Origin of the sequence: Maribacter sp. 1_MG-2023 (assembly GCF_030547005.1) — a bacterium.
In the GTDB taxonomy this organism is placed as follows: domain Bacteria; phylum Bacteroidota; class Bacteroidia; order Flavobacteriales; family Flavobacteriaceae; genus Maribacter.
Map to the genome: position 1 here is coordinate 41,982 of NZ_JAUOPN010000013.1, position 24,272 is coordinate 66,253.

Sequence of the window (24,272 nt, forward strand, 5' to 3'; positions counted from 1 at the left end):
GGTATTAAATATTCAGTACTAAAATTAACTTTTACTCTATTTTGCCTATAGATTTCATAGACTTAATTAAAACAGCCAATATTAAAATTGACCTTTTCTATTTAACTAATGAATCCCGCTCCTACGGTACTATTAGATTTGGTGTCTATTAAAATAAATGAACCGTTAGTTCTATGATTTTTAAATTGATCGTAGAAAATTGGTTTATTTAAACGGAAACTTACCTGGGCAATATCATTCATACCCAACGAATCTGTTTCTGTATCGATACCCGAATAATCAGGAGCTATCTTATGATGTACCTGCTCCACTTTTGCCAATACTTTATTGACACCGTGTTGTACTATATATTTATTTCCAGCAGCTAACGGCAATGAATCCATCCAAGAAATAGTAGCAGTAAATTGCTTATCTACGGTTGGTAGATCATCAACCTTCACTAACATATCACCACGACTTAAATTAATTTCATCGTTTAACGTTATGGTTACCGAAGAACGTCTTGATGCTGTTTTGTACTTTTTATCGTGGAAATAAATTTCTTTTATTTTTGAACGTGTTTGCGATGGAAGCGCTACAACCTCATCACCAACACTTAGCTCACCACCGTAAACCTTACCAGCAAATCCTCTGAAATCGTGGTGCTCATCTGTCTTCGGACGGATAACATATTGCACCGGGAAACGTGGGGTACCTGCATTGAAAATATCTTTTCTATCCAACGCTTCAAAATGTTCTAACAAAGTCGGACCTGTATACCAAGGTGTCTTGTCTGTTTTATTTACTACGTTATCACCTTTCAATGCACTTACCGGAATGAAGGTTATCTTCTGATCTTGATAATCTCTTTTCGCCATCAATTCCTCAAAATCAGCCTTAATAGCGTTGTAAGTTTCCTCTGAATAGTCCACCAAATCCATTTTATTAATAGCTACTACAACATCTTTAATGCGCAATAAATTATTGATAAAAAAGTGTCTGTTCGTTTGTTCGATTACGCCTTTACGTGCATCAATCAATATAATTGCTGCCTGAGATGTAGATGCACCTGTAACCATGTTACGGGTATACTCTACGTGCCCAGGAGTATCTGCTATAATGTAACTTTTCTTGGCGGTAGAGAAATAAATATGAGCCACATCTATAGTAATACCTTGCTCACGTTCTGCTACCAAACCATCTGTTGCCAAAGAGAAATCTAAATAATCGTATCCCTTTTGCTTACTAGTCTTTTCTATTGCTTCTAACTTGTCACTGGTCAAAGATTTTGTATCGTAAAGCATTCTCCCAATCAAGGTACTTTTACCATCATCTACACTACCTGCCGTTGCTATTTTTAGTACTTCCATTTTTATGCTGTTAGCCATTTGCTTTTAGCTTCTGGCTATTAAATTATTAAATAAGGCTAATAGCCGATAGCCAAAAGCTAAGGGCAGAATTTTCTAAAGAAAATTCTAAAAATATCCCTGTTGTTTTCTTTTCTCCATTGCCGCTTCTGAACGCTTGTCGTCTATACGTGCTCCTCGTTCAGAAATAGATGAATCTCTAATTTCTTCTACTACTTTATCAATAGATTCTGCATCTGAAAGTACTGCTGCGGTACATGACATATCGCCGACCGTACGGAAACGAACTAACCTTTCTTCTACAACCTCATCTTCTTCTCTAAATACGATACCGTCTTCTGCAGACCATATCATACCATCTCTTAAGAAAGTTTTACGTTTGTGTGCGAAGTAAATTGAAGGAATTTCAATTTGCTCTTCTTTGATATAAGACCATACGTCTAATTCTGTCCAGTTAGATATTGGAAAAACTCTTACATTCTGACCCAATTCTATTTGTCCGTTTAACATATCGAACAACTCTGGGCGTTGGTTACGCTCATCCCACTGTCCGAAATCATCACGAACAGAGAAAATACGTTCTTTAGCACGAGCCTTTTCTTCATCTCTACGTGCACCACCGATACAAGCATCGAACTTAAATTCTTCGATTGCATCTAATAATGTTGTTGTCTGAAGACTATTTCTACTTGAGTATCTACCTGATTCCTCTTTTACCTTACCCTGATCGATTGAATCTTGCACATTACGCACAATCAATTCTAACCCTAACTCTTCTACCAATCTATCTCTAAATTCGATAGTTTCAGGGAAGTTATGACCTGTATCAATATGCATTAATGGGAAAGGAATTTTCGATGGCCAAAATGCTTTTTGTGCCAAACGAACCAATGTAATCGAATCTTTTCCTCCAGAGAATAAAAGAACCGGCTTCTCGAACTGAGCAGCAACTTCTCTTATAATATAAATCGCCTCATTTTCAAGGGCATTTATATGAGAGGTATCTTTTAAAAGTTCTATGGATGGGGTTACTTCCAATTCCGTACTTGTATTACTCATTCTATATTTTCTTAGATAAATTATCTTATTCTTTTCTACAACCGCTGATTAACTATGCAATCCGCATTCTCTATTTTCTAACACCTTAGTTGGGTCAAAATAGTTATGCTCGTTCGGTAACTTATACTTTCTTAAATAGGCATCTAATTGCGTATCGTTCCAGTGGTAAAACGGACTCACCTTTAAAACGCCGTCTTTGCTTAGACTTAAAATATCTAAACTGTCGCGGTGTGCAGTCTGCCCTTTTCTCAGGTTCGTAAACCAAACATCTGGCTTAAATTCTGCCATAGCTCTTTTAAAAGGTTCCAACTTTACTTGTTCAGTAAATAATGCATGTCTTGGATCATCAATTTGCGGAATACCCATTACAGCATCTCTATGTGCAGTAGTTTGTTTTGGTACAAACAATTTTACGTTCAAATTCAACTTGTTGATTATCTCATCTGCATGCTTGTACGTTTTCGGCGTGTTATAACCCGTATCGCACCATACTACAGGAATATCTTTTTTTACACCAGATACCGCATGTAAAATAGCTACTTCATATGGTCTGAAGTTTGTTGTTACTACGGGAGTTTCTGCATGCTTTACCGCCCAAGAAATAATTTCTTCTGGCGGTATACCTTTAAATTGAATGTTCAACTTCTGAACTTGTGCTTCTGTCAATGCCATAATCCTTTTCTTTATTATTTACCCCACTTTACTAAATTCCAAAAACGCTCGTGAAAGAAATACAATATCATTTTTGTTACAAAATCTATAGAGGCTATTGATGCTGCTACCGAAAACTCGCCAGTAAGTATATAAGATATGATTAACGTATCTACCGTACCTATTACTCTCCAACTGAAAGCCTTGGCAATACTACGAATTGGCTTTTCAGATGTTTTATCATCTTGATACGTAGTTTTGTTTTCCTTTTTATTTAATATAAGTTGATCTGCAATCATCTTTTACTCAATTTTTATTACCCTACTAATTTAATAGAGTTTTCAAAAATAGTATTATTTTCCAAAGTAGTCGCCCATATTTTAGATAAATTTCATTTATCCTATAGATTTAGTAGATTATTAACAAAAGAGCATGAAAAATTAATATTTCGCAATGAATAGAGTTACTGCAAAATGAAGATTAATTAAAATAAGGGGATTTACGAGATGATATCCTTTAATGTATTGTTACGATATACATCTAATGCACTATCACGCACTTGCAGCATTAACTTATGAACGGAACAGGTGTTTTCATCAGGACAGTCATCACAGGTTTCATAGAAATTAAGACTTACACAAGGTACCATGGCAATTGGTCCTTCTAAAACTCTCATAATATCGGTCATAGATATTTCTTCGGGAGATTTTATTAAATAATAACCACCTCCTTTGCCTTTTTTTGAACCTAAGAATCCTGTTTTTCTTAAACTCAAGAGTATACTCTCCAAGAATTTCTGGGAGATATTCTCTTTCTCAGCAATTTCTGAAATTTGAACTGGTTTCTTATCGGATTGTGCCGCTAAGTACGCCAGTGCTTTCAACCCATATTTTGTCTTTTTCGAGAGCATGATGCTAAGATAGCCAAATAAAAAATATGTGTTAAATACTTGAACCAACAAAACGTCGTTATACAGTCACAACCATTAAATTAATTATGAAAAAAGTATTCTTATTATCGATTATCACAGTTTTTACTTTAGTCTTCACATCTTGTTCTAATGATGACGATGGCGCAGTATCTAGCGCAACTGAAGAAGAAGTTGTAGGCACATGGAACCTAACAGCACTTGAAGCTACCGATGGTAGATCAGATACGACTATTGAAGGAACCACAATTCCTGCTACTTTTAAAGCAGTAGGTAAAGATTTTCAAACTATTGTAACTTTTTCTGAAGATCCTCAGGTAGTCACTAGCGAAGGTTCTTATACTACCGTATTAAGTACTACTATAGCAGGAGAAAATGACACACAAGAGCAAGAAGGCGAAGACTTTTTTGCATCTGAAAAATGGAGACTAGATGGCAGTACGTTATACTTTGGTTCTGGCGAAGAAGAAATTGGCTACACTATTGTTGAACTTAATGATTCTAAAATGTCGCTTCGTTACGAGTTAAACGAAACTGTTGAATCGTTCTTCGGGACTTCTACTGTTAGCGCTACTTACAACATGACGTTAAGTAAATAAAACAACATTTATACATACTAAAATGCCCGGTATATACCGGGCATTTTTTGTTTCTTTTATTTTTACACTACCCTAGTGCCTGAGCAATATCTGCGATAATATCATCTATATGTTCTAACCCTACCGAAATACGAACTGTGCCATCAGATATACCTACTGCAGCACGTTCTTCTATACTCAACTTACTATGTGTTGTTGATGCCGGGTGCGTAACTATAGTTCTTGAATCTCCTAAATTGGCAGAAAGGGACAACAGCTTAATGGAATCGAAAAACTCTCTACCTGCATCTAATCCGCCTTTAACTTCAAAAGCTACTACACAGCCACCCGCTTTCATTTGCTTAATGGCTATCTCATATTTTGGATGCGATTTTAAGAACGGGTATTTTACCCAATTTATATTTTCATGAGCTTCTAAATACTCCGCCAGTTTCAAAGCATTTTCGCAATGCCTATCTACTCGTATTGCCAATGTCTCTAAACTTTTAGATAATACCCATGCATTGAATGGCGATAAAGCGGGACCTGTAATTCTTGAAAAGCGATATACTTTGTCCATCAACTCTGCACTACCTACCGTAATACCTGCCAATACTCTACCTTGACCATCCATTAGTTTTGTACCTGAATGAATGACCAAATCTGCACCAAACTTTATCGGCTGCTGTAAATAAGGTGATGCAAAGCAGTTATCGATAACCAAAATCAAATTGTTCTTTTTCGCAATCTTACCCAACTCCTCTAAATCTAAAACATCTACACCGGGATTCGTGGGAGTCTCTGCATAAATGATTTTTGTTTTCGGAGTGATTAAACTTTCTATTTCTTCTAATGCATCTATCTTGAAATAGGTATGGTCAATATTCCATTTCGGGAAGAAGTTCGTAAACAATGAATGCGTTGAACCAAAAATACTTCTTGCCGATAATACATGATCACCACTATCTAATAATGCCGCTAATGTAGAAAAAACTGCTGCCATACCCGATGCAAATGCGAATCCACTCTCTGCGCCTTCCATCTGGCACACTTTATCTATAAATTCAGTTGAATTCGGATTCGAATATCTAGAATATATATTACGCTCTTTCTCTTCTGCAAACGATGCACGCATATCTTCCGCATCTTCAAACACAAAACTAGATGTCAAATACAACGGTACAGAATGCTCTAAGTTCTCTGTACGCTTTAGTTGCTGTCGTATAGCGTTCGTTTCAAATTTATTGTTGTTCTTTTTCATTGCACTAATTCTTCTCTATTCCAATTTCTACTTTCATAAACTTCGTACTTTTGACTTTGTACTTTTCACTACCCTTTCTCCGCAATTCTCAAAATATCTCCAAATACACCTCTTGCCGTAACTGCTGCGCCTGCACCTGCACCTTGAATTACTAACGGATTTTCTCCGTAAGACTCCGTGTAAATTTCTATAATGGAATCCGACCCCTTTACTTGCCCTAAGGCACTTTCTTTTGGTACGGATATTAACTTCACATCTAATACTCCTTTTTCTTTTTGAAGGTTACCATGTAAATCACCTACATATCGTAATACATGATTTGGCTTCTGATTCTTTTTAATCTCATTGAACTTAGCATCTAATACATCTAAATTCTCTAAAAAGAAAGCCACTTCGCCGTCTTGTAATTTCTTCGGAATTAGATTGTCAATATTTATATCTGCAAACTCATTATGTAAATCTAATTCTCTTGCTAAAATCAACAACTTTCTACCTACATCATTTCCTGATAAATCTTCACGCGGATCTGGTTCTGTAAATCCCTGTTGCATCGCATCTTTTAAAATGGACGAAAATGGCACATCTACTTCTGAGAAGGTATTAAATATATAACTCAATGACCCCGAGAACACTCCTTTTATTCTGGTAATATTCTCTCCGGACAAATGGAGTAACTTTATGGTATCTATCAATGGTAATCCTGCACCTACATTAGTTTCATACAAGTATTGCTTTTGATTTTTCTGCAGCTCTTCTCGCAATAGCTGATAAAAATCGTATCGTAAGGTATTGGCTATTTTGTTTGATGAAACAATATCAAATCCGCGTTCTACGAATTCAAAGTAATTTGCCACAAAATCTTTACTTGCCGTATTATCAATGACTATCAGGTTTTCTAAATGATGACGTTTTGCAAAATCAAAAACATCTTCAACTTTATACGCCTTTCCTTTTTGCTTTAGATTCGTTTTCCAGTTTTTGGTGATTCCCTTTTCATTCAACAAAATCTTTTTAGAGTTGGCGATTCCAAATACGCGCAAATCTAATTTTTTACGATCCTTAATTGTTTTTGCTGATTTCAGAATTTGATCGATCAGTGTTCCGCCTACATTTCCATGTCCGAAGACAAGAATATTTATCCTTTTACTGATACCAAATACTTGTCCGTGCATGACATTTACCGCCTTGTGCAAATCAGATTTCTTCACCACCAAACTCACGTTGTTACCCGATACCGTGTTATTGAACAACAACGGCACAATCTGGTTTTTAATCAATGCGTTAAACGGATTATGGAACGTACTTAAATCTTGACCGACAATAGATATAATTGAAACATCATCTATCACCGTAATCATATTTACATCTTTAGATTCGAAATCATTACTGAATTCATTCTCTAAAGCCAATTTTGCTCTTTTCGCCTTGTCTTTCTTCACCACAAGACCGATTCCCCTTTCCGAAGAACCTTGAGATATTATACTAACACTAATATTACTTGATTCTAACGCCTTAAATATTCTGGCATCTACACCTACTTTACCTAATAATCCGCGACCTTCAATATTGATCATCGCTACATCTTCAATTACAGAAAGCGACTTAATACCTTCCTTGCTTGATTTTGCACTTATTAAAGTTCCTTCACTATCATCATTATACGTATTTAAAATACGCAACGGAATGTTCTTTTCTATAAGCGGAATAATCGTTTTCGCATGTAAAATTGTTGCTCCGAAATTAGCCAACTCATTCGCTTCTTCATACGACAGATTTTCTAGCTTTTTAGCCTCTGGTACATAATCAGGATTCGCAGTATATATTCCGTCAACATGAGTATAATTCTGTAATTCTTCAGCATCTAAAAAGTTAGCCAATAGAGCTGCAGAATAATTACTGCCATTTCTACCTAAAGTAGTTGTCTCTCCATCTAATGTAGATGAAATAAAGCCCGTAACTACGGCTACGGTATCTTTCGGTATTTCAGCAAACTTCAGTAATACCTGCTCTTTTGATTCTGCCTCCAAGACCTTGGCATCACCAAATGTATTGTCGGTTTTTATCACCTTACGTGTATCAACCAGTACTGCATTGATGCCTTTACCTATTAGTAATTTAGTAACCAATTTTGCAGAAATCAATTCACCATAAGCCAGTACCTCATCTTTAATTTTAGCACTGTAATCACCCAATAAAGAAACACCTTCATATAACTTCGCTAAGCCCTTAAACTCTGCCGATAAATTGATATTCTTATAGGTATGCTTTTGATATTTTTCTAGAGCTACAAAATCGGACTGATAGTCTTTACCCTTTGCAGCTTTCTGCAACATATCTTCTAGCTGATCCGTAGCTTTTTCCCTAGCGGATAAAACAATGGCAATGTTCTCATCGTTCTTTACCTTATTGGCAACGATATCTAAAACACGCTCTAGTCCTTCTCCATTACTCAGGGACTTACCACCAAACTTCAGAATCTTTATTTTCTTGATATTACCGTTGGTATTAAAAATACCACCAAGCAATTTCTCCATTTGATCAAACTCGATCAAAAAGGCATCATGCCCATGTAGCGACTGTACTTCGCCATAAGTAACATTACTCTTCGCTTGCGCCAACTGCTTAAACGTATCTTTATTTTCCTGTGCGGTAAAGAACATATCAGAATCGACACCTATAATATGAATATTGGTATCACTATTTTGCAGTCTGATGAAATTCTCATCTCCACCTCTAGTGACATCAATCGTTTTCAATAACTGATTCATCAATTTATAGGCAGATAATTGAAAACGCTCTTGCAACTTATCGCCATGATGCATTAACCAACTTTCTACATTAAAAACCTTTAGCTCTTCATTTGTACTTCTTTTGAAGCGCTCTTTAAAGGAAGCGGGTGTTCTATAGCACAACATTGCATGCATACGTGCATCGTGTACCGGTTGCTTAGAATTCACCAAAAACTGCTCTTGAATTTGACAATTGGCAATTAACCAGTCGGTCGATTTCCAGTCGGATGCCACAGGTATTAAATGCTCGGTTAAATCTGGTTGCAATGCTGCCATTTCCCAAGCAATACCACCACCTAAAGAACCACCGATCAAAGCAAATAAACGGTCTACTTTCAACTGCTGCAAACCCAATAAAAACATTCTAGCTACATCGCCAGCAACAAAATCCTTATAGTTTTCAATCACGAATTTATCATGTCCGTTTCCCGGAATATTGAATGCCAGAATGGTATACTTTTGGGTATCGATACATTTTTCATCACCGATAAGTGCTGACCACCAGCCATCTTCTCCAGTAACATTAGAGTTACCGGTCAAAGCATGGTTCACCAAAATAATAGGCGCTGTATGTAGCTCTTTACCAAATACCTGATAAGACAATTGAATATCTTGAGAGGCACCACTTAAGGTTTTGTATTTTTTTATCTGTAATTGATGTAGCATCTATTTCAAAATCAATTTATGGCTTCAACTTCACTCAGCCAGTACTATTTTCCTATTTTAAATAACCGGTCACTTAGTTTTAGATCAATGACCAATTATTTCAATTTTGCTTTATAACGGTAACCGAGATTAAAGACTTGCAAATGCCTGTTCTAAATCGGCTTTTAAATCTTCAATATCTTCTAGACCAACAGACAAACGAATTAAATCTTGACCTACACCAGCGCTTTCTTGCTGCTCTGCAGTTAATTGCTGGTGTGTGGTACTTGCTGGGTGAATTATTAATGATTTGGTATCACCAATATTCGCTAACAACGAAAATATCTTAGTCGCATCGGTCACTTTTTTAGCAGCTTCAAATCCGCCTTTAACGCCAAAGGTAACTAATCCACTCTGTCCTTTTGGCAAGTACTCTTTAGCCAACTCGTTGTATTTATTGCTTTTAAGTCCTGGGTAATTCACCCATTCCACTTCTGACCTACCTTCTAACCATGTAGCGAGCTCTAATGCATTTGCACTATGCTGCTTGATACGTACCGGTAATGTTTCTAAACCTTGAATAATTTGGAATGCGTTAAACGGACTTAAAGCTCCACCAAAATCACGTAAGCCTTCTAATATTAATTTAAATGTAAATGCTGCCGCACCTAATGCTTCGCTATATACCAAACCATGATACCCAGCAGATGGCTCAGTAAACTCTGGGAATTTTCCGTTGGTCCAATCAAAAGTACCAGCATCAATAATTGCTCCACCTAATGAAGTTCCTTGTCCGCCGATATATTTTGTCAATGAATGTATTACTAGGTTAGCTCCGTGTTCAATAGGATTCAATAATGACGGAGTAGCCACAGTATTATCTACTATAAATGGAACACCTGCTGCTTTTGATTCTTTTGCAATTCCTTTCAGATCCAACACATCTAATTTAGGGTTCCCTAAAGATTCCACAAAGAATGCTCTTGTATTCCCCTGTACAGCTTTTCCAAAATTTTCAGGATCAGATGCATCTACGAACGTTGTTGTAATACCGAATCTTGGCAATGTTACGTTCAATAAATTAAACGTACCACCATATAAACTGCTCGATGCCACAATGTGATCACCTGCTTTCAACAATGTCAACAACCCTGTTGAGATTGCCGCTGTACCCGATGCAAAAACCACCGCTCCAATTCCGCCTTCTACCGCAGCTAACCTGTCTTGTAGAATTTGATTGGTGGGGTTATTCAATCTTGTATAAATGAAACCTAATTCTGCTAACGAAAATAAGTTTGCAGCATGGTCGGTATCATTGAACACATACGATGATGTTTGATAAATAGGCACTGCCCTTGTACCACCATTGGTAGTTGTGTCGTGACCTGCGTGTAATGCGTTTGTTGCTAGTTTGTAATTACTCATGATTTTGTTGTTTTTAAAAATTGTTAATCCTAAGGATATTAAAAATTAAAAGCCAAACCTTGACCAGCATACTATGCGGGTAGGTAAAATCAAAAAGTTATAAGAAAGTAATATCGAAGAAAATTCGATTACTGTTATCCATCCCCTAAGGGTAGAATGTAGCACCTTCTTTGTATTGAACAAAGGGTTGCTAAGGTTTCAAAGGGTCTAATCCCTCCACCTTTCTTGATAACTATTCAATAAGTGTTTGAACTTTGAGTTAGCAAATATAAGGGCAGAAGTTTCTAATAACCTAAGATTTTAAGAAAAAAATATAATTTGAGGTTGTGTTGTTATTTTTCTGCGGGTTTCAAGGAAACGAGAAACCTCATCAACTACGAGGTTCTCAATACATTTTTGAGTATCCATTGCACTACACTCAAAAACACTCGAACTGACAATACGGCTATTTGAATTTTAAAAACTTCACTAAACTAAGTACGGATGTCACTTCGAATGGTTTTTACGACCTTTTCGGGAGTAAAAATTGCCCGCCTTCAGGTCGTGCAAGTATCGAGAAGCTTGCTTGCTAAAGGTTATTTTTTGAACTAGGAACAATTACAATCATGCTGACCCTTGAAGTTCTCGATACACCTTTGTCATAATGAAAAATTAGGTCAAAAACACTCGAACTGACATTTTCATCCATCAACAATCAACCATCAACCAACAACCAACAACCAACAACCAGAAACTAATCGATCATACCAGCACTCTTATACTTATCAATATACTTCTGATCTTGCTCTGGAGAATCTTTGTAGTATTTTCTCATTTCTACTAAATCTGCCGTTAATTTTTTAACCGTAGCTGCATACGCTGGATCATGGTAGACATTGTTCATTTCCTTGGGGTCATTTAATCTATCGTACAGTTCCCATTCGTCAACATCATAGTAAAAATGTACTAGCTTAAATTCTTTGTTTACTATACCATAATGGCGTTTTACCATATGTACCGATGGATATTCGTAATACTGATAGTACACCGCATCTCTTGTCCACTTGTCTTTTTCGCCTTTCAGTAGCGGAATTAAACTCTCCCCTTGCATATCACTTGGCGGCGTGATGCCTACTGCTTCTAACATGGTCTGTGCAAAATCTAAATTCTGAACCATTTCATTTTCAACAGAACCTGGTTTTACCACATTGGGCCAACGCACCAATAATGGAGTTTTAAAAGATTCATCATAAATGAATCGCTTATCGAACCAACCGTGTTCGCCCAAATAAAATCCTTGGTCAGAGGTGTAAATGACTATTGTATTTTCTGCTAAACCAGACTCATCTAAATAGTCTAATAGTCGACCTACATTATCATCTACCGAAGAAATGCTGCCCAAGTAGTCTTGCATATAGCGCTGGTATTTCCATTTCATTTTTTCGGTATCGGTCATCTTTGACCAATTATCATAAAAGAAGTCGTTGATGGAATCTAAAACCGGATCATACAATGCCTTTTGTTCTGCCCTAGCACGGTTGTACGGACCATAAAAACTATTCGGAAATTCTTCGACCACAGGCAATACTTTACCTTCCATTTTAGCTAAGGTCTCTGGTCTTATTTTACTGTCATGACTATACATCATGTGGGTTAGCAAATTCATTTCTGCCGTTTTCGCCGCAGAACCTCTATTGCTATAATCATCAAAAAGTGTTTCTGGTTCTGGGAATGTTTTCTGTATAAACTCCTTAAACTTATCAGCTCTTGGCCACCAAGGTCTATGTGGTGCTTTATGCAAATACATCATCATAAATGGTTCGTCATCTGCAGCTTCTTTCTTTAACCAATCTAAAGATACATCTGTGATGATATCGGTAACATAACCTTGCTTGGTAATGGTATCGCCATTGGTGACAATGAAATCGGGATTGATATAATGGCCCTGACCCGGAAGTATCATAAACTCATCTACCCCTTTCGGGTTGTTACCAAAATGAAGTTTACCAAACATGGCTGTCTTATAGCCGTTCTCTTGAAATATTTGCGGAAAGGTGACTTGTGTAGTATCGAACGGAAAGTAATTATCTACTTTTCCATTGATATGCGTATGCTTACCTGTTAGTATTGTTGCACGTGATGGTGCACAAATGGAGTTGGTAACACTCGCATTGGTAAATAGCATTCCTTCTTTTGCCAAACGATCAATATTGGGCGTATTCAACAATTTATCATCATACGCGCTAATGGCTTGATAAGCATGATCATCTGACATGATGAAAATGATATTCGGCTTTTTATTTTTACTTTTTTGAGCTTCACTACTAATTGGCAACAGGAAAAGTAAACCTACTATGGCTAGGATTAGTTTATTCATTTTGGTTGTTTGGTGAGTTTGATTAGTATTAAAAGTAGGGAAATTTTAAACTATAGCACTTAATATTTTGATTATAAGACCGCAAATGGTATTTGGTGATTTTATCAGAGCTATTTCTGAAGAATCATTAAATCAATTGCCTTAATCTGTAAAATATTCTACAAAGCTTGAGCTCATATATTTTGATCTAAATTTGAATTTACTATAATTTATATAAACAAAAAGAGAGGGGTAAAGAGGTTAAGCTAGATACATTGTAATTGATTATTGATTTTAATTTTTTTCTCTGATTGGATAAAATTCAGCTTTAAAAAACACATGTTTCAACTGTTAGTAATATTAATTTTATCCATTCTATAAATATATATGAAAATTCGAAAAATGTTTTTGTTTCAAAATTTTAATTTCCAGTGATTTCAGCCAAAACTGAGCCGCCCTCAACTTTGCATCCAACTAGTATAAAATAATTCAACTTTCCGCCAACAAGAGATTCAAACTCGAACCTTTGTTTTTGATTCTCAACAGCTCCGACAATATCACCTGGATTCACTAATTGTCCTTTTTCAAAAAATCATTCTTTAATCCTCCATTCAGTACTTATGTCCAATTCTTTTGGAAATATAATTTTTTCCGATTCCCCAACTTCAAGAAAACGACCTTTAAGTTCTACATCTGTTTTTAAATTCGAAGCGTCAAGTCCAAATTTTTCCATTTGCTTAATTAGCCATTTCTTCATTGTTTTCAATTATAAATAATATCAAAATATACCCTACTCCAACACAGAAAACTCAATACTAGAATCTGTAAAAACCGTATGGGTTTGGGTTTTAAAATCTGACTCATCTGCCTCGAAGATATTATCTACGTAGGTCTGCGGGTTTAAATCTATCAACGGAAACCAAGTGCTCTGTACTTGCACTTGTAACTTGTGCCCTTTTTTAATGGTATGAAAAACATCTTGCAGCTTAATAGTAACATCTGTCTTTTGGTTTGCTACAAATGGCTCTGGCTCTGAAAAGCTATTTCTAAATCGTCCTCTCAACACCTCGCTACGAACCATTAAATGATAATTGCTCATTTTCAAGTGGTCTTGCATACCTTCGTAGGCTGGTTCATCTGCCGGATGAACGTCAATGATTTTAACGATCCAATCTGCAGCTGTACCTGTAGTTGCTACTTTTAGCTTTGCTAGAATATCGCCTGCCAAAGTCATATCATTTTCCATCACTTCCGTTTCAAACACCAATACATCGCCACGGCGAGCCGCAAAACGCTGATCGTCCGTCATGTACTTTCTTGGGGTAAATACCGTTTTAATATCTTCTGAATAAGGTACTGGTTTTTTAATATCACTTATAAACTTGACTTCCTCAACGCCTTTTGGCTCAAAAGTCAGTTCTTGATTTGGAGATAAATACATATCTTTTTTGACTACACCTGCTGGTGGCCAGGTATCGTAAGTTTTCCAATCTTTTCTTCCTGTATCGAAAACGTAGGCTTCCGGTAATCCGCTATTTTTATCTCCGCTTCCTTTTAAGAAATGGTCAAAGAATTTGGCTTCTATATTCTCTTGAAAAAACTCTGAAATATTATCACCGAAGTAATAATTACCCACAATATTCTGTCCTTTTCTTCGTGCCCATCCGCCGTGATCCCATGGTCCAAAAACCAAAGTGTTGTAATTATCGGCATTGTACTTTTCAATATTCTTGTAGGTTTCTAATGGTCCGTATAAATCTTCAGCATCAAATTCCCCTGCAACAACCATAGTCGCTACTGTTGGTTTTACATTCTTTAAGTGCTGAATTAATCCCTTGCTCTGCCACATTTCATCATAATTAGGATGTTGCTTTAGCTCGTTCCAGAAATAATCGTCGGTTACACCTTCTTTTGCCATACGTGGCGTATCTGTAGTTTCATATTCAAAGAAGCGATCTAAATTTTTCAGCGAACCTTCATCTAAAAAGAATTGGTACTGATCTTCTGTAGGTAAATCTGGTAGTGTATACCATGCCGTATCAATAGGCTTATCGCCATCTGGTCTAGGAGTACCAAATAATGATGTTGCCCTAAAATAACTCAACAAATATGCTCCGTTATGGTGAAAATCATCGAAAAAGAAATCTGCAATACTCGCCTGTGGCGAAGCTGCTTTTAATGCCGGGTGTGCATCTACAACGGAATACGTAGAATAGTAACCAGGATAGGAGATTCCCCAAATACCCACATTACCATTATTGTTTTCAACATTGTTTACCAGCCATTCAATCGTATCATAGGTATCTGAACTTTCATCAATATCTTTTTCTGATTTTTTGTTCGGATTGAAAGCACGCATGTTCTCATAATGACCTTCACTTAACCAACGCCCACGAACATCTTGGTAAACGACAATATAGCCATCTTGCATCATGTGAATATTCGGAGCAATTTTTGTCTTGAATTTACCTTCTCCGTATGGTTGTGAACTATAGGGAGTTCGTTGCATGATAATCGGGTATTCTTTTGAAGTATCTTTTGGCGAATAGACCGTAGTGTGCAGTTTAATGCCGTCACGCATGGTGATATCGACTTCTTTCTTCGTGTAATTGTCTGCAACGTAGGTATCAGAAACTTCTGCATCTGCTACTTTAGGTGCTGTTTTTCTACAGGAAACAAGTACTGTAGCCAGTAAAATAAAGGTAAAAAAGTGTTTGATGGTAATCTTCGGCATGTCTTAAGAATTTGAATTCTTAAAGCTAAGAAAGTTTACTCGATTTTTGAAGATTTATAGATAGGTAGACGCAGTAAAATTTTGACCTATCGAATACCTAAGTTGAAGTTTGCCAAATTACGTCATAGATTATCAACTACGCAATACAAATTAATAGGCGGACTCAATATAATTTACAAAATAAGCGGTGTTATTTAGAAGGGGAAAATGTTTCATAAATGCTATCGACGATAGCATTTATGAAGCAATTGTGAACAAGATTATACCATGAACAACTTTCTAACAAGGATAAGTATGCCCGAAAAAAAATCTCCTTTATATTCTTGAACAGTAGTTTCTTGGAGTAATTGTTTTTTCATTAAGTTAATGTTTAGTGTGTTGGAATTTAATCAGAAAAAGGAATTAATGCAACTGTTTTTTCAGATTTTTCAATTTCAAAATCCGAGTAAATTTTCACCGAACGATATTCGGTTTTGTCTGCATCTAAAACAACATACTCAGAAATCAGGTCGGTTTCTTTTGAGCAAGATTGTAATATTATGCAAGAGAAATTCTGTGGGTTAATGACATGGCATTCGTAGGTTAAGTTATTACTTTAATAGGTTTTTCAAAGATTCAATACCTTAAACAGATTTAAAATTAAGCTGAATTTTGGGGCTTCAACTTGAACTTATTCCTGTCTATTTTTATTTGTACTACTAGTATCTATTTCATCTTGGTAGGTGGCGAGATTAGGGATTCTCTAATTATTACATTTCAAATATATGTAATCCTTTTCCTACAAAATGGATTATGTGGTCAAAGTATGCCAACTTGTTGTGAATGGGTGTTAATTGGCTTGTGAAGTAATTTTGAGACAAAAAAAATGCCCCGTGAAACACGAGGCACCTATATTCTAATTACTTGAAATACAATACTCATACTACATCAAATATACTTTCTAACAGCAATCTATTTCGACTGCGCTAAATATGACATATTGAAATATGATTTCATCATAAACAGCTACTTCGCTTCGCTCGCAATGAATTACAAACTAAACGCTGACTTTATCTCTGCAACTTTATCTAATTTTTCCCAAGTGAATAATTCCACTTCTTTTTCGATACGACCGTTATATGGCGATTCAAAAACCTTAGTAACAGTTGTTGGCTGTTTCCCCATGTGGCCGTATGCAGCGGTTTCTAAATATATTGGGTTTCTTAATTTTAAACGTTCTTCAATAGCAAAAGGTCTCATATCAAATAACTGCGCTACTTTCTTGGCAATATCACCATCGCTCAATCCTACTTTTGATGTTCCGTAGGTATCTACATAAATAGAGGTAGGCTCTACCACACCAATCGCATAACTAACTTGCACCAAAATCTCAGTCGCTACACCTGCAGCTACTAAGTTCTTAGCCGCATGACGTGCTGCATAAGCTGCACTACGGTCTACCTTACTTGGATCTTTACCGCTAAAAGCACCACCACCGTGAGCTCCTTTACCACCGTAGGTATCAACAATGATCTTACGACCTGTTAAACCGGTATCGCCATGCGGACCACCGATTACGAATTTACCTGTTGGATTAATATGATACTTGATCTGATCATCGAACAATTTCTGAGTATCTACAGGTAATTGTGCCTTTACCCTTGGTATCAATTTTGAAATAATGTCGGACTTAATTTTTGCCAACATTTTCTCATCATCTGCATCAAAAGCATCGTGCTGTGTAGAAACTACAATAGTATCTATACGTATTGGCTCATTGGCATCTGAATATTCTATAGTAACCTGTGCTTTTGCATCTGGTCTTAAATAAGAAATCTCTTTATTTTCACGACGCATTTCTGCCAAAGTATGTAGAATTTTGTGCGAAATATCTAATGCTAATGGCATGTAGTTCTCGGTCTCGCTAGTTGCGTAACCAAACATCATACCTTGATCACCGGCACCTTGCTCTTCTTTTGAACCACGGTCTACACCTTGGTTAATGTCTTGAGACTGCTCATGTATCAACGATATCACTCCGCAAGAATCTCCACTGAACTGGTATTCTCCTTTTGTATATCCTATTTTATTGATGACTTCACGAGCAATGTTCTGTACATCTAAATAGGTATCACTTTTCACTTCTCCCGCTAATACTACTTGACCAGTTGTTACTAATGTCTCGCAAGCAACTTTACTTTCTGGATCAAAGGCAAGAAAATTATCTAATAACGCGTCACTGATTTGATCCGCAACTTTGTCCGGATGTCCTTCACTAACAGATTCTGATGTAAATAAATATGGCATAACAATCTTTTTTTTTCAAAGGATTTGAATGAATGCCGAAAAGAAGTATGATGCGAAGTGATATCAACATCAACTGCTTTAGCATTTTTTTCGCTTTATACCCTAAGGCTAAAACAGAGGTTGCAATCAGTCAAATCCCTCCTCACTTTTTTAATTCAGATGCAAAAATAGAAAAAATGTTCTGTTCAATTCTTAATATGGTGTTATTTATTGACTCAATTAAATGAATTGATAATTCTAAGTATAAATCTGCTAGAATTAAAGATCATACTTCACAGACATTAATAGATATCTAGGTTGTACAAAATAGGCTTGTGTACTAAAGAATAATTCGTTGGTGCTATCTCTATTTAACGTAGTAGTGTTTAATAAATTAGTGCCTTTTATTCCGTATTCCCAGCGGCTATCTTTTTTCTGGTATGTTAGGTCAGATTCTAAGAAACTATAGGTATTAGAAATGGTATCAGCGTCATCGGTATAATCATAATAATCATAATCTACCGTAAATATGAAGTTCTTTAAAAAACTGGCATCAAAACGAGCATAGGGTCTGCTCGTATAGAATGTGGTTTCTAAATCTCCATTCTCATAATTATTTACAGTGTATCTATAGCCTAATTCTAGATTAGGAGCGTCTTTTAAATTAGTAGAAAGTGCTGCATTATAATTCTGAGTTAAAGAGTTTGAGGTACGCTGCGTATCGTCAACCAAGTTATTGGTAGTGGACCACCCCAAATTACCTTGAACAGATGCTTTTATTTTACCAAAGGTACGTTCATACTTTCCGCTTGCGGTTAAAGACTCATCGTCAAAATTTGAATTAATAGTACTACTCACCCTATTAATACCTATAATATTCACTCCACTTTTTAAGGCATCTATTCTTTTGGTATATGCTACGTTAGCAAAAATGTTAGTGAAATTGAACATATTAAAGCTGAAAAAATTAAGCGATACATTATGGTTCAACGCACTTTCTAAATCGCGATTACCGCTATACAACGAATTGTAATTATTGAGCACATACCCTTGTGCAAAATTGCTGACATCTGTAAACGAACGAGATACACGATAATTAAAGCGAAGGTTTTCTGATTTCTTCAGTTGTGCATTAATATACAAATCAGGCAACAAAGACGTTAAGTTATCTTCTACCACAGTACCTAATTGTTCATTCTTAACATTAAATTGATGCAAGGTTACACCAGGATTAAAAGTGAATATCCCTGAAATAACTTTGTAATGTAGACCCGCATAAATATCAGAAACATGAAACGCTACTTCATTACCAAATTCATCTCCGCTCAAATTCAAAACATCTTCATTATCTAATATCTGAAAAATGTTAGAATTGAAATTCTGATTACTTTGCGTTGTACCTAACGTTAGATTGATGTTACTCTTTGTACCTAGAACCCTATAATAATCTACCTTGGCATCGACCTTATTGGTTACTACGGTTTTTGCCTGATTGATATTATATAAGTCTTGAGTTTCATCTACCGGAAAAATATCAACAAAGGCAAATTCGTTTCGTATTGCTTCATAAAAAGGATCTTCATCTTGATATAAATATTGTGCTTCTACTGCAAAAATGTTCTTCTCATTTAAAGTATAGTAAATATTTAAATTCTGATTTACAGATAACGGCTTCTGCTTTTTTACCTCTGCAATTTGATCGGTAATAGAAGATATAGAAAGTACATCTACCTCTTCATTATCATCTGACTGTTTTAGCAGTGCATCAAAATCTAATTGAAAATCTTCATTAGGCTTGTACTTGGCACTTAACTTTGCTAAACCTAAATGTACGGTCTGGTTTGTATTGGTTGTGGTGCTTTCGATATCATTACTTGCAATATATGATGTGGTTCCTTCAGATTTCATGAGTGTACCAGTGTACGAGTAAATTCCGAATCCGCTTAGGTCCAAACCATCCATCGGCGCATAGCTAAAATTAGCTGCCGTGAATTTGGTATCAATATCATTTGCCCTATTATTCTGTGCAGAAGAAAGTCCTAACGCATCTGCACCTGTAGAAATGGAGCTTCCTCCTCTAGAATTCAAATTCCTGAATCCGCCTGTAAAATTTCTGTAATCATTACGTGTAAATGGTACTTCACCTATATTATTTAAATCGGTGATAATATTTATGCTGTATTTAGGACTGTAGTAGAATAATTTAGGATGTGCTAAATAGCGATCATCAGGACCATATCCTGCCGTTATTTCTCCGAACCAAAAGTTCTTTTTCCCCTCTTTCAGTTTTATATTCAAAGCCACATTGTCATCGTCATTAGTCAACCCTTTCATTTGAGAAACCTCATTGAAATTACGTAACACTTCTACTTTACTTAAGGCATTCGCCGGAATATTCTCTACCGCCAATTTGGTATCGCCATCAAAAAAATCCTTGCCTTCTACCATGATCTTATTCACGGTTTTACCTTCTACTTCTATTTGACCATCATCGTTTATCTCAATACCCGGAAGGTTTTCCAACACATCTTTTAATTTCTTTTCGGTACCCGATACAAACGAATCGGTATCATAAACTATTGTATCTCCTTTTACAGAAACCGGCATTTCATAGGTAACATCTACCTCATCTAATTGCGCCGCTTGCTCTTGCAATACAATATCTTTGACAGCATCGTTTTCGCCAGCCGTAAATGTGAACGATTCTGGTTTAAAACCGAGATAACTGATTTTAACCGTGTATTGCTGACCAGACTTTAGCTTCAGCTTAAATAAACCTGCATGGTTGGTTATCCCATAAGATTCCAAACCTTGTGTGGCCGTATTTATAGCAATTACGTTTGCCATATCGACACCAACGCCCAGACTATCTTTTACAGTACCCGACAATGCTATTTCTTGAGCTGAACCAATAGCAACAGCCAATAAAAGCAGGGTAATAAATACTTTATTTCTCATGTGATAGCAATAAAAAAGAATGAATTATGTAGTACAATATTTAGTTTGGTCTACCGCCACCACGACCGCCTCTGTTTCTAAAATTCTCTCGCATTTCTTTCATCTTTTCTTGAGAGATTTCATCATACTCTGCTTGGGATACCTTTTTACCTTTACTTGGTGCTTTTATTTCCATTTTCTCAGAAGGATTCATTGTGATTTCTGAGCATACAATTGTAGTAATATCATCATTTACCGCTAATATTAAACCCGGCAGCCCCCAATAAAGTCCAGGACCTTGATTTATTGGAATTTCTGGTGTATACCACGCTACAATTTCTACTTCCTTAATCGTAAATTCTTCCTCTTTCTTCTCTTCATCTTTATTTTCTTCTCCCCTACCCGGTCTTCTGAAAATAGCACTCATATTTGGTCGTTTAATGGTTTTAGTTGCTGTTGCCTTAAAGGCAGTGTAATTTCCAATTTTCTTAGATTCGCTACCCATTTTCCACTCTAAGGCTTCCAGTTCATCATCGATCAAGAATATTTTACCTAACAGCTCATTTTTTATCAAATAACGTTGCTCTTTAATATCCTTATACAAATCACCATCAGTACCGGCCATAGCTCCAAAACGCGGACCACGACCTCCACCTCTTTCACCTGGTTGTTCTAATTTTTCTTCTTCTTGATAAATTGATGCTGTTTGATTGAAATTGAGTACAAAGGTCTTTTCATTTGCCTTTTTTATACGCTCCAACATTTCTTTTTTTCTATCCTCAGGAATATTTCTGTTCCCAAAATCGAAATTTACTTGAGTTTTACTCTGATAAACTGCCTTACCTTGAAAATCTTGTGCTTGCCCGGTAACACCTATAAAAACAATTGCAAATGCTATAAACCAATTAAATCTTTTCATTTTCTAGAATTAAATATAGAAGTATGACATTATTTTTCGCTTTTGGTTTAATCGATATCTGTTAATAAATGAATTCAGATAATTATTTTTATGCCATACAACAAATATGTTTTTACTTCCTGTAGTTATCTTGTATCTTGTACCATCAGAATCTTATTCTGAAATAAGAACACAACCATTAATCAATTTAATTCTATGCACATAGCAGTTGCCGGAAATATCGGTGCCGGAAAAACAACCCTAACTAGATTACTTTCAAAACATTATAAATGGGAAGCTCATTATGAAGATGTTGTTGAGAACCCATATTTAGATGATTTTTACAATCAGATGGAACGCTGGAGTTTTAATCTTCAGATATACTTTTTAAACAGTAGGTACCGCCAAATTCTTCAAATTAAAGAAAGTGGTAAAGAAATAATTCAGGATAGAACTATTTATGAGGATGCACATATTTTTGCACCCAACCTACATGCTATGGGTCTAATGACCAATAGAGATTTTCAGAACTATTCTAGTTTATTTGATTTGATGGAGACCTTAGTGGACCCGCCAGATCTTTTGATTTACCTACGTAGCTCTATTCCTAATTTGGTGAAGCAAATTCACAAGAGAGGTAGAGAATATGAAAACACTATTTCTATTGACTATCTAAGCCGATTGAACGAACGTTACGAAGCTTGGATTCATGGATATGAAAAAGGAAACTTATTGATCATCGATGTTGACGATTTAGATTTTGTTGACAATCCTGAAGATTTAGGTAGTATCCTTAATAAAATTGACGCTCAAATTAACGGTCTATTTTAAGTTCAATTTCGCAAAGTCCGAAACCATTGGAAAATTTTGAAAAAAAAGTCACAAGCTTTCTTCAAGATGAAATTCCGTTTTTCTTTATTATAGATTTTGAAAAAGAGGTAAAAAAGGTTTTTACGTTTGAAGAAGCTGCAAACGAAAATATCTTCTTCAATATCAAAGGCAACGGTAATGATGAAAATCTTGCTAAAACTAATCTTGAAGGTGTCGATTTTGATTTAAAACCAACATTGGTTTCTAAAGAAATTTACGAAAGAGCTTTCAACACCGTCAAGCAAGAATTGAATAATGGCAATAGCTTTTTGCTAAATCTTACGTTCCCTACTGCTCTCAATACAGCGGTAGATTTAAATGAGATTTATCAAAAAGCCCATGCCCCATATAAGCTTCTTTACAAAGACAAATTCGTTGTTTTCTCACCAGAATGCTATCTAAAAATAAAGAACGGAAGCATTTTCTCGTACCCAATGAAAGGCACTATCAACAGTGATGTGCCAAATGCTGAAGAACTATTATTGTCGAATAAAAAAGAACTGTACGAGCATAACACTATCGTTGACCTTATACGAAACGACCTTTCTATGATTGCTAAAAAAGTAAGGGTAAATAAATTTAGATTCGTAGATAAAATTAAAAAAGGAGATCAAGAACTATTACAGACCAGTACCGAAATTCAAGGAGAATTACCTGAGAACTGGAAAGATAACTTCGCCTCTTTATTACTAAAAACATTACCGGCAGGATCGATAAGCGGAGCACCAAAAAAGAAAACTTTAGAAATTATTTCTAAAGCGGAAATTGAACCACGTGGTTTCTATACCGGGATCTTTGGTGTATTCGATGGAGACCAAATTGACAGTGCCGTAAGTATACGATTTATTGAAAAAAATAATAAAAGGCTTTTTTACAAAAGTGGCGGTGGCATTACTCACTTGAGCGAGATGGAAGAGGAATACCAAGAACTTTTAGAAAAAATATATGTACCCATTATTTGAATCTGTTTGTATTGAGAATAGCCAAATTAAGAATGCAGCATACCATGAGGCTAGATTCAATAGGTCTTATATGCAGCAGTATAAAACACACCCAACCTACACTTTGTTCGATGGTATACATCTAACAAATTTAGACGATACCTTAAAATATAAGTTGCGCATTGGCTACAAACAAAACGGTACACGCTTCTCTTTTTCTGAATATGAAAATAACATAGCGACCTCACTAAAGTTGGTGAGTGACGACACCATTTCTTACGCCTTAAAAAAGAACAATCGCAAAAAGTTAAATGCCCTTTTTTTACAAAGAGGAGAAGCTGATGATGTATTGATTATTAAAAACAGACAAGTTACAGACGCATCTTACTCAAACGTACTTTTCTTTGATGGCAAACAAATAGTAACGCCTTCTACTCCACTACTTGAAGGTACTTGCAGAGCGAGACTTTTAGCTAAAAATAGTATTATCGAGAAATCTATTTCGGTAGATGAGCTGCAAAATTTTGAAAGTTTTCAGTTGGTTAATGCACTCAATGATTTTGATGAAAACAGGTGGAATCCCATTCAGAACATCAAAAGGGACTAAAGG

Annotated in this window: 18 protein-coding genes and 1 riboswitch; of the genes, 4 read left to right on the forward strand and 14 right to left on the reverse strand. The window is 35.9% G+C overall.

Annotation, left to right across the window (positions count from 1 at the left end; translation table 11 throughout):
- Positions 1-101 precede the first annotated feature (101 nt).
- The 5 genes from Q4500_RS14255 to Q4500_RS14275 all read right to left on the reverse strand — a co-directional run bounded on the left by Q4500_RS14255 (position 102) and on the right by Q4500_RS14275 (position 3,966).
- Positions 102-1,349, reverse strand: a complete 1,248-nt coding sequence (locus tag Q4500_RS14255) for a sulfate adenylyltransferase subunit 1 (protein ID WP_303600306.1) — start codon at positions 1,347-1,349, stop codon at positions 102-104.
- A 105-nt stretch (positions 1,350-1,454) separates the two neighbouring features.
- Positions 1,455-2,405 (reverse strand): sulfate adenylyltransferase subunit CysD, encoded by a 951-nt coding sequence (cysD, locus tag Q4500_RS14260; protein WP_303600307.1) that lies wholly within the window; start codon positions 2,403-2,405, stop codon positions 1,455-1,457.
- Between the two features lie 48 nt (positions 2,406-2,453).
- Positions 2,454-3,077 carry a phosphoadenosine phosphosulfate reductase family protein gene (locus tag Q4500_RS14265; protein WP_133688882.1) on the reverse strand — a complete coding sequence of 208 codons (624 nt, stop codon included), beginning with the start codon at positions 3,075-3,077 and terminating at the stop codon, positions 2,454-2,456.
- Positions 3,078-3,091: 14 nt separating this feature from the next.
- Entirely contained in the window at positions 3,092-3,355 is a 264-nt protein-coding gene (locus Q4500_RS14270; protein WP_036156290.1) for a DUF2061 domain-containing protein, read from the reverse strand.
- A gap of 200 nt (positions 3,356-3,555) precedes the next feature.
- Positions 3,556-3,966: an Rrf2 family transcriptional regulator gene (locus Q4500_RS14275; protein ID WP_303600308.1), complete on the reverse strand. Its 411-nt coding sequence runs from the start codon at positions 3,964-3,966 to the stop codon at positions 3,556-3,558.
- A gap of 86 nt (positions 3,967-4,052) precedes the next feature.
- On the opposite strand from Q4500_RS14275, the gene Q4500_RS14280 reads away from it, so the two are divergent.
- Positions 4,053-4,583, forward strand: coding sequence for a hypothetical protein (locus Q4500_RS14280; protein WP_303600309.1), 531 nt, complete (start codon positions 4,053-4,055; stop codon positions 4,581-4,583).
- Between the two features lie 67 nt (positions 4,584-4,650).
- On the opposite strand, the gene Q4500_RS14285 is transcribed toward Q4500_RS14280, so the two are convergent.
- From Q4500_RS14285 to Q4500_RS14325, 9 genes are all read right to left on the reverse strand, one after another.
- On the reverse strand, positions 4,651-5,823 hold the full coding sequence (locus Q4500_RS14285) for a PLP-dependent aspartate aminotransferase family protein (RefSeq protein ID WP_303600310.1): 1,173 nt from the start codon (positions 5,821-5,823) through the stop codon (positions 4,651-4,653).
- 68 nt (positions 5,824-5,891) lie between these two features.
- Positions 5,892-9,278 (reverse strand): bifunctional aspartate kinase/homoserine dehydrogenase I, encoded by a 3,387-nt coding sequence (gene thrA, locus Q4500_RS14290; protein ID WP_303600311.1) that lies wholly within the window; start codon positions 9,276-9,278, stop codon positions 5,892-5,894.
- 129 nt (positions 9,279-9,407) lie between these two features.
- Positions 9,408-10,682, reverse strand: a complete 1,275-nt coding sequence (locus Q4500_RS14295; RefSeq protein ID WP_303600312.1) for an O-acetylhomoserine aminocarboxypropyltransferase/cysteine synthase family protein — start codon at positions 10,680-10,682, stop codon at positions 9,408-9,410.
- Positions 10,683-10,813: 131 nt separating this feature from the next.
- A riboswitch (SAM riboswitch) is annotated at positions 10,814-10,917 on the reverse strand.
- A 498-nt stretch (positions 10,918-11,415) separates the two neighbouring features.
- The gene (locus tag Q4500_RS14300; protein WP_303600313.1) at positions 11,416-13,038 is read right to left on the reverse strand and encodes a sulfatase; all 1,623 of its coding nucleotides are present in this window, start codon (positions 13,036-13,038) and stop codon (positions 11,416-11,418) included.
- Positions 13,039-13,609: 571 nt separating this feature from the next.
- Positions 13,610-13,774, reverse strand: coding sequence for a hypothetical protein (locus Q4500_RS14305; RefSeq protein ID WP_303600314.1), 165 nt, complete (start codon positions 13,772-13,774; stop codon positions 13,610-13,612).
- Between the two features lie 33 nt (positions 13,775-13,807).
- Complete coding sequence (locus Q4500_RS14310) at positions 13,808-15,751, reverse strand: CocE/NonD family hydrolase (RefSeq protein WP_303600315.1); 1,944 nt, start codon at positions 15,749-15,751, stop codon at positions 13,808-13,810.
- A 1,029-nt stretch (positions 15,752-16,780) separates the two neighbouring features.
- Positions 16,781-18,037 (reverse strand): methionine adenosyltransferase, encoded by a 1,257-nt coding sequence (gene metK / locus Q4500_RS14315; protein WP_303600316.1) that lies wholly within the window; start codon positions 18,035-18,037, stop codon positions 16,781-16,783.
- 258 nt (positions 18,038-18,295) lie between these two features.
- On the reverse strand, positions 18,296-20,974 hold the full coding sequence (locus tag Q4500_RS14320) for a TonB-dependent receptor (RefSeq protein ID WP_303600317.1): 2,679 nt from the start codon (positions 20,972-20,974) through the stop codon (positions 18,296-18,298).
- A gap of 40 nt (positions 20,975-21,014) precedes the next feature.
- On the reverse strand, positions 21,015-21,872 hold the full coding sequence (locus tag Q4500_RS14325; RefSeq protein WP_303600318.1) for a GLPGLI family protein: 858 nt from the start codon (positions 21,870-21,872) through the stop codon (positions 21,015-21,017).
- Between the two features lie 195 nt (positions 21,873-22,067).
- Here Q4500_RS14325 and Q4500_RS14330 point away from each other — a divergent pair, with 195 nt between their 5' ends.
- The 3 genes from Q4500_RS14330 to Q4500_RS14340 are packed head-to-tail and all read left to right on the forward strand — an operon-like array spanning position 22,068 to position 24,269.
- A complete protein-coding gene (locus Q4500_RS14330) occupies positions 22,068-22,682 on the forward strand; it encodes a deoxynucleoside kinase (protein WP_073247082.1) in 615 nt (204 codons plus the stop codon).
- 26 nt (positions 22,683-22,708) lie between these two features.
- On the forward strand, positions 22,709-23,683 hold the full coding sequence (locus Q4500_RS14335; protein ID WP_303600319.1) for an aminodeoxychorismate synthase component I: 975 nt from the start codon (positions 22,709-22,711) through the stop codon (positions 23,681-23,683).
- Positions 23,667-24,269 carry an aminotransferase class IV gene (locus tag Q4500_RS14340; RefSeq protein ID WP_303600320.1) on the forward strand — a complete coding sequence of 201 codons (603 nt, stop codon included), beginning with the start codon at positions 23,667-23,669 and terminating at the stop codon, positions 24,267-24,269. Before Q4500_RS14335 ends, Q4500_RS14340 begins: the two co-directional genes overlap by 17 nt.
- Positions 24,270-24,272: the final 3 nt, after the last annotated feature.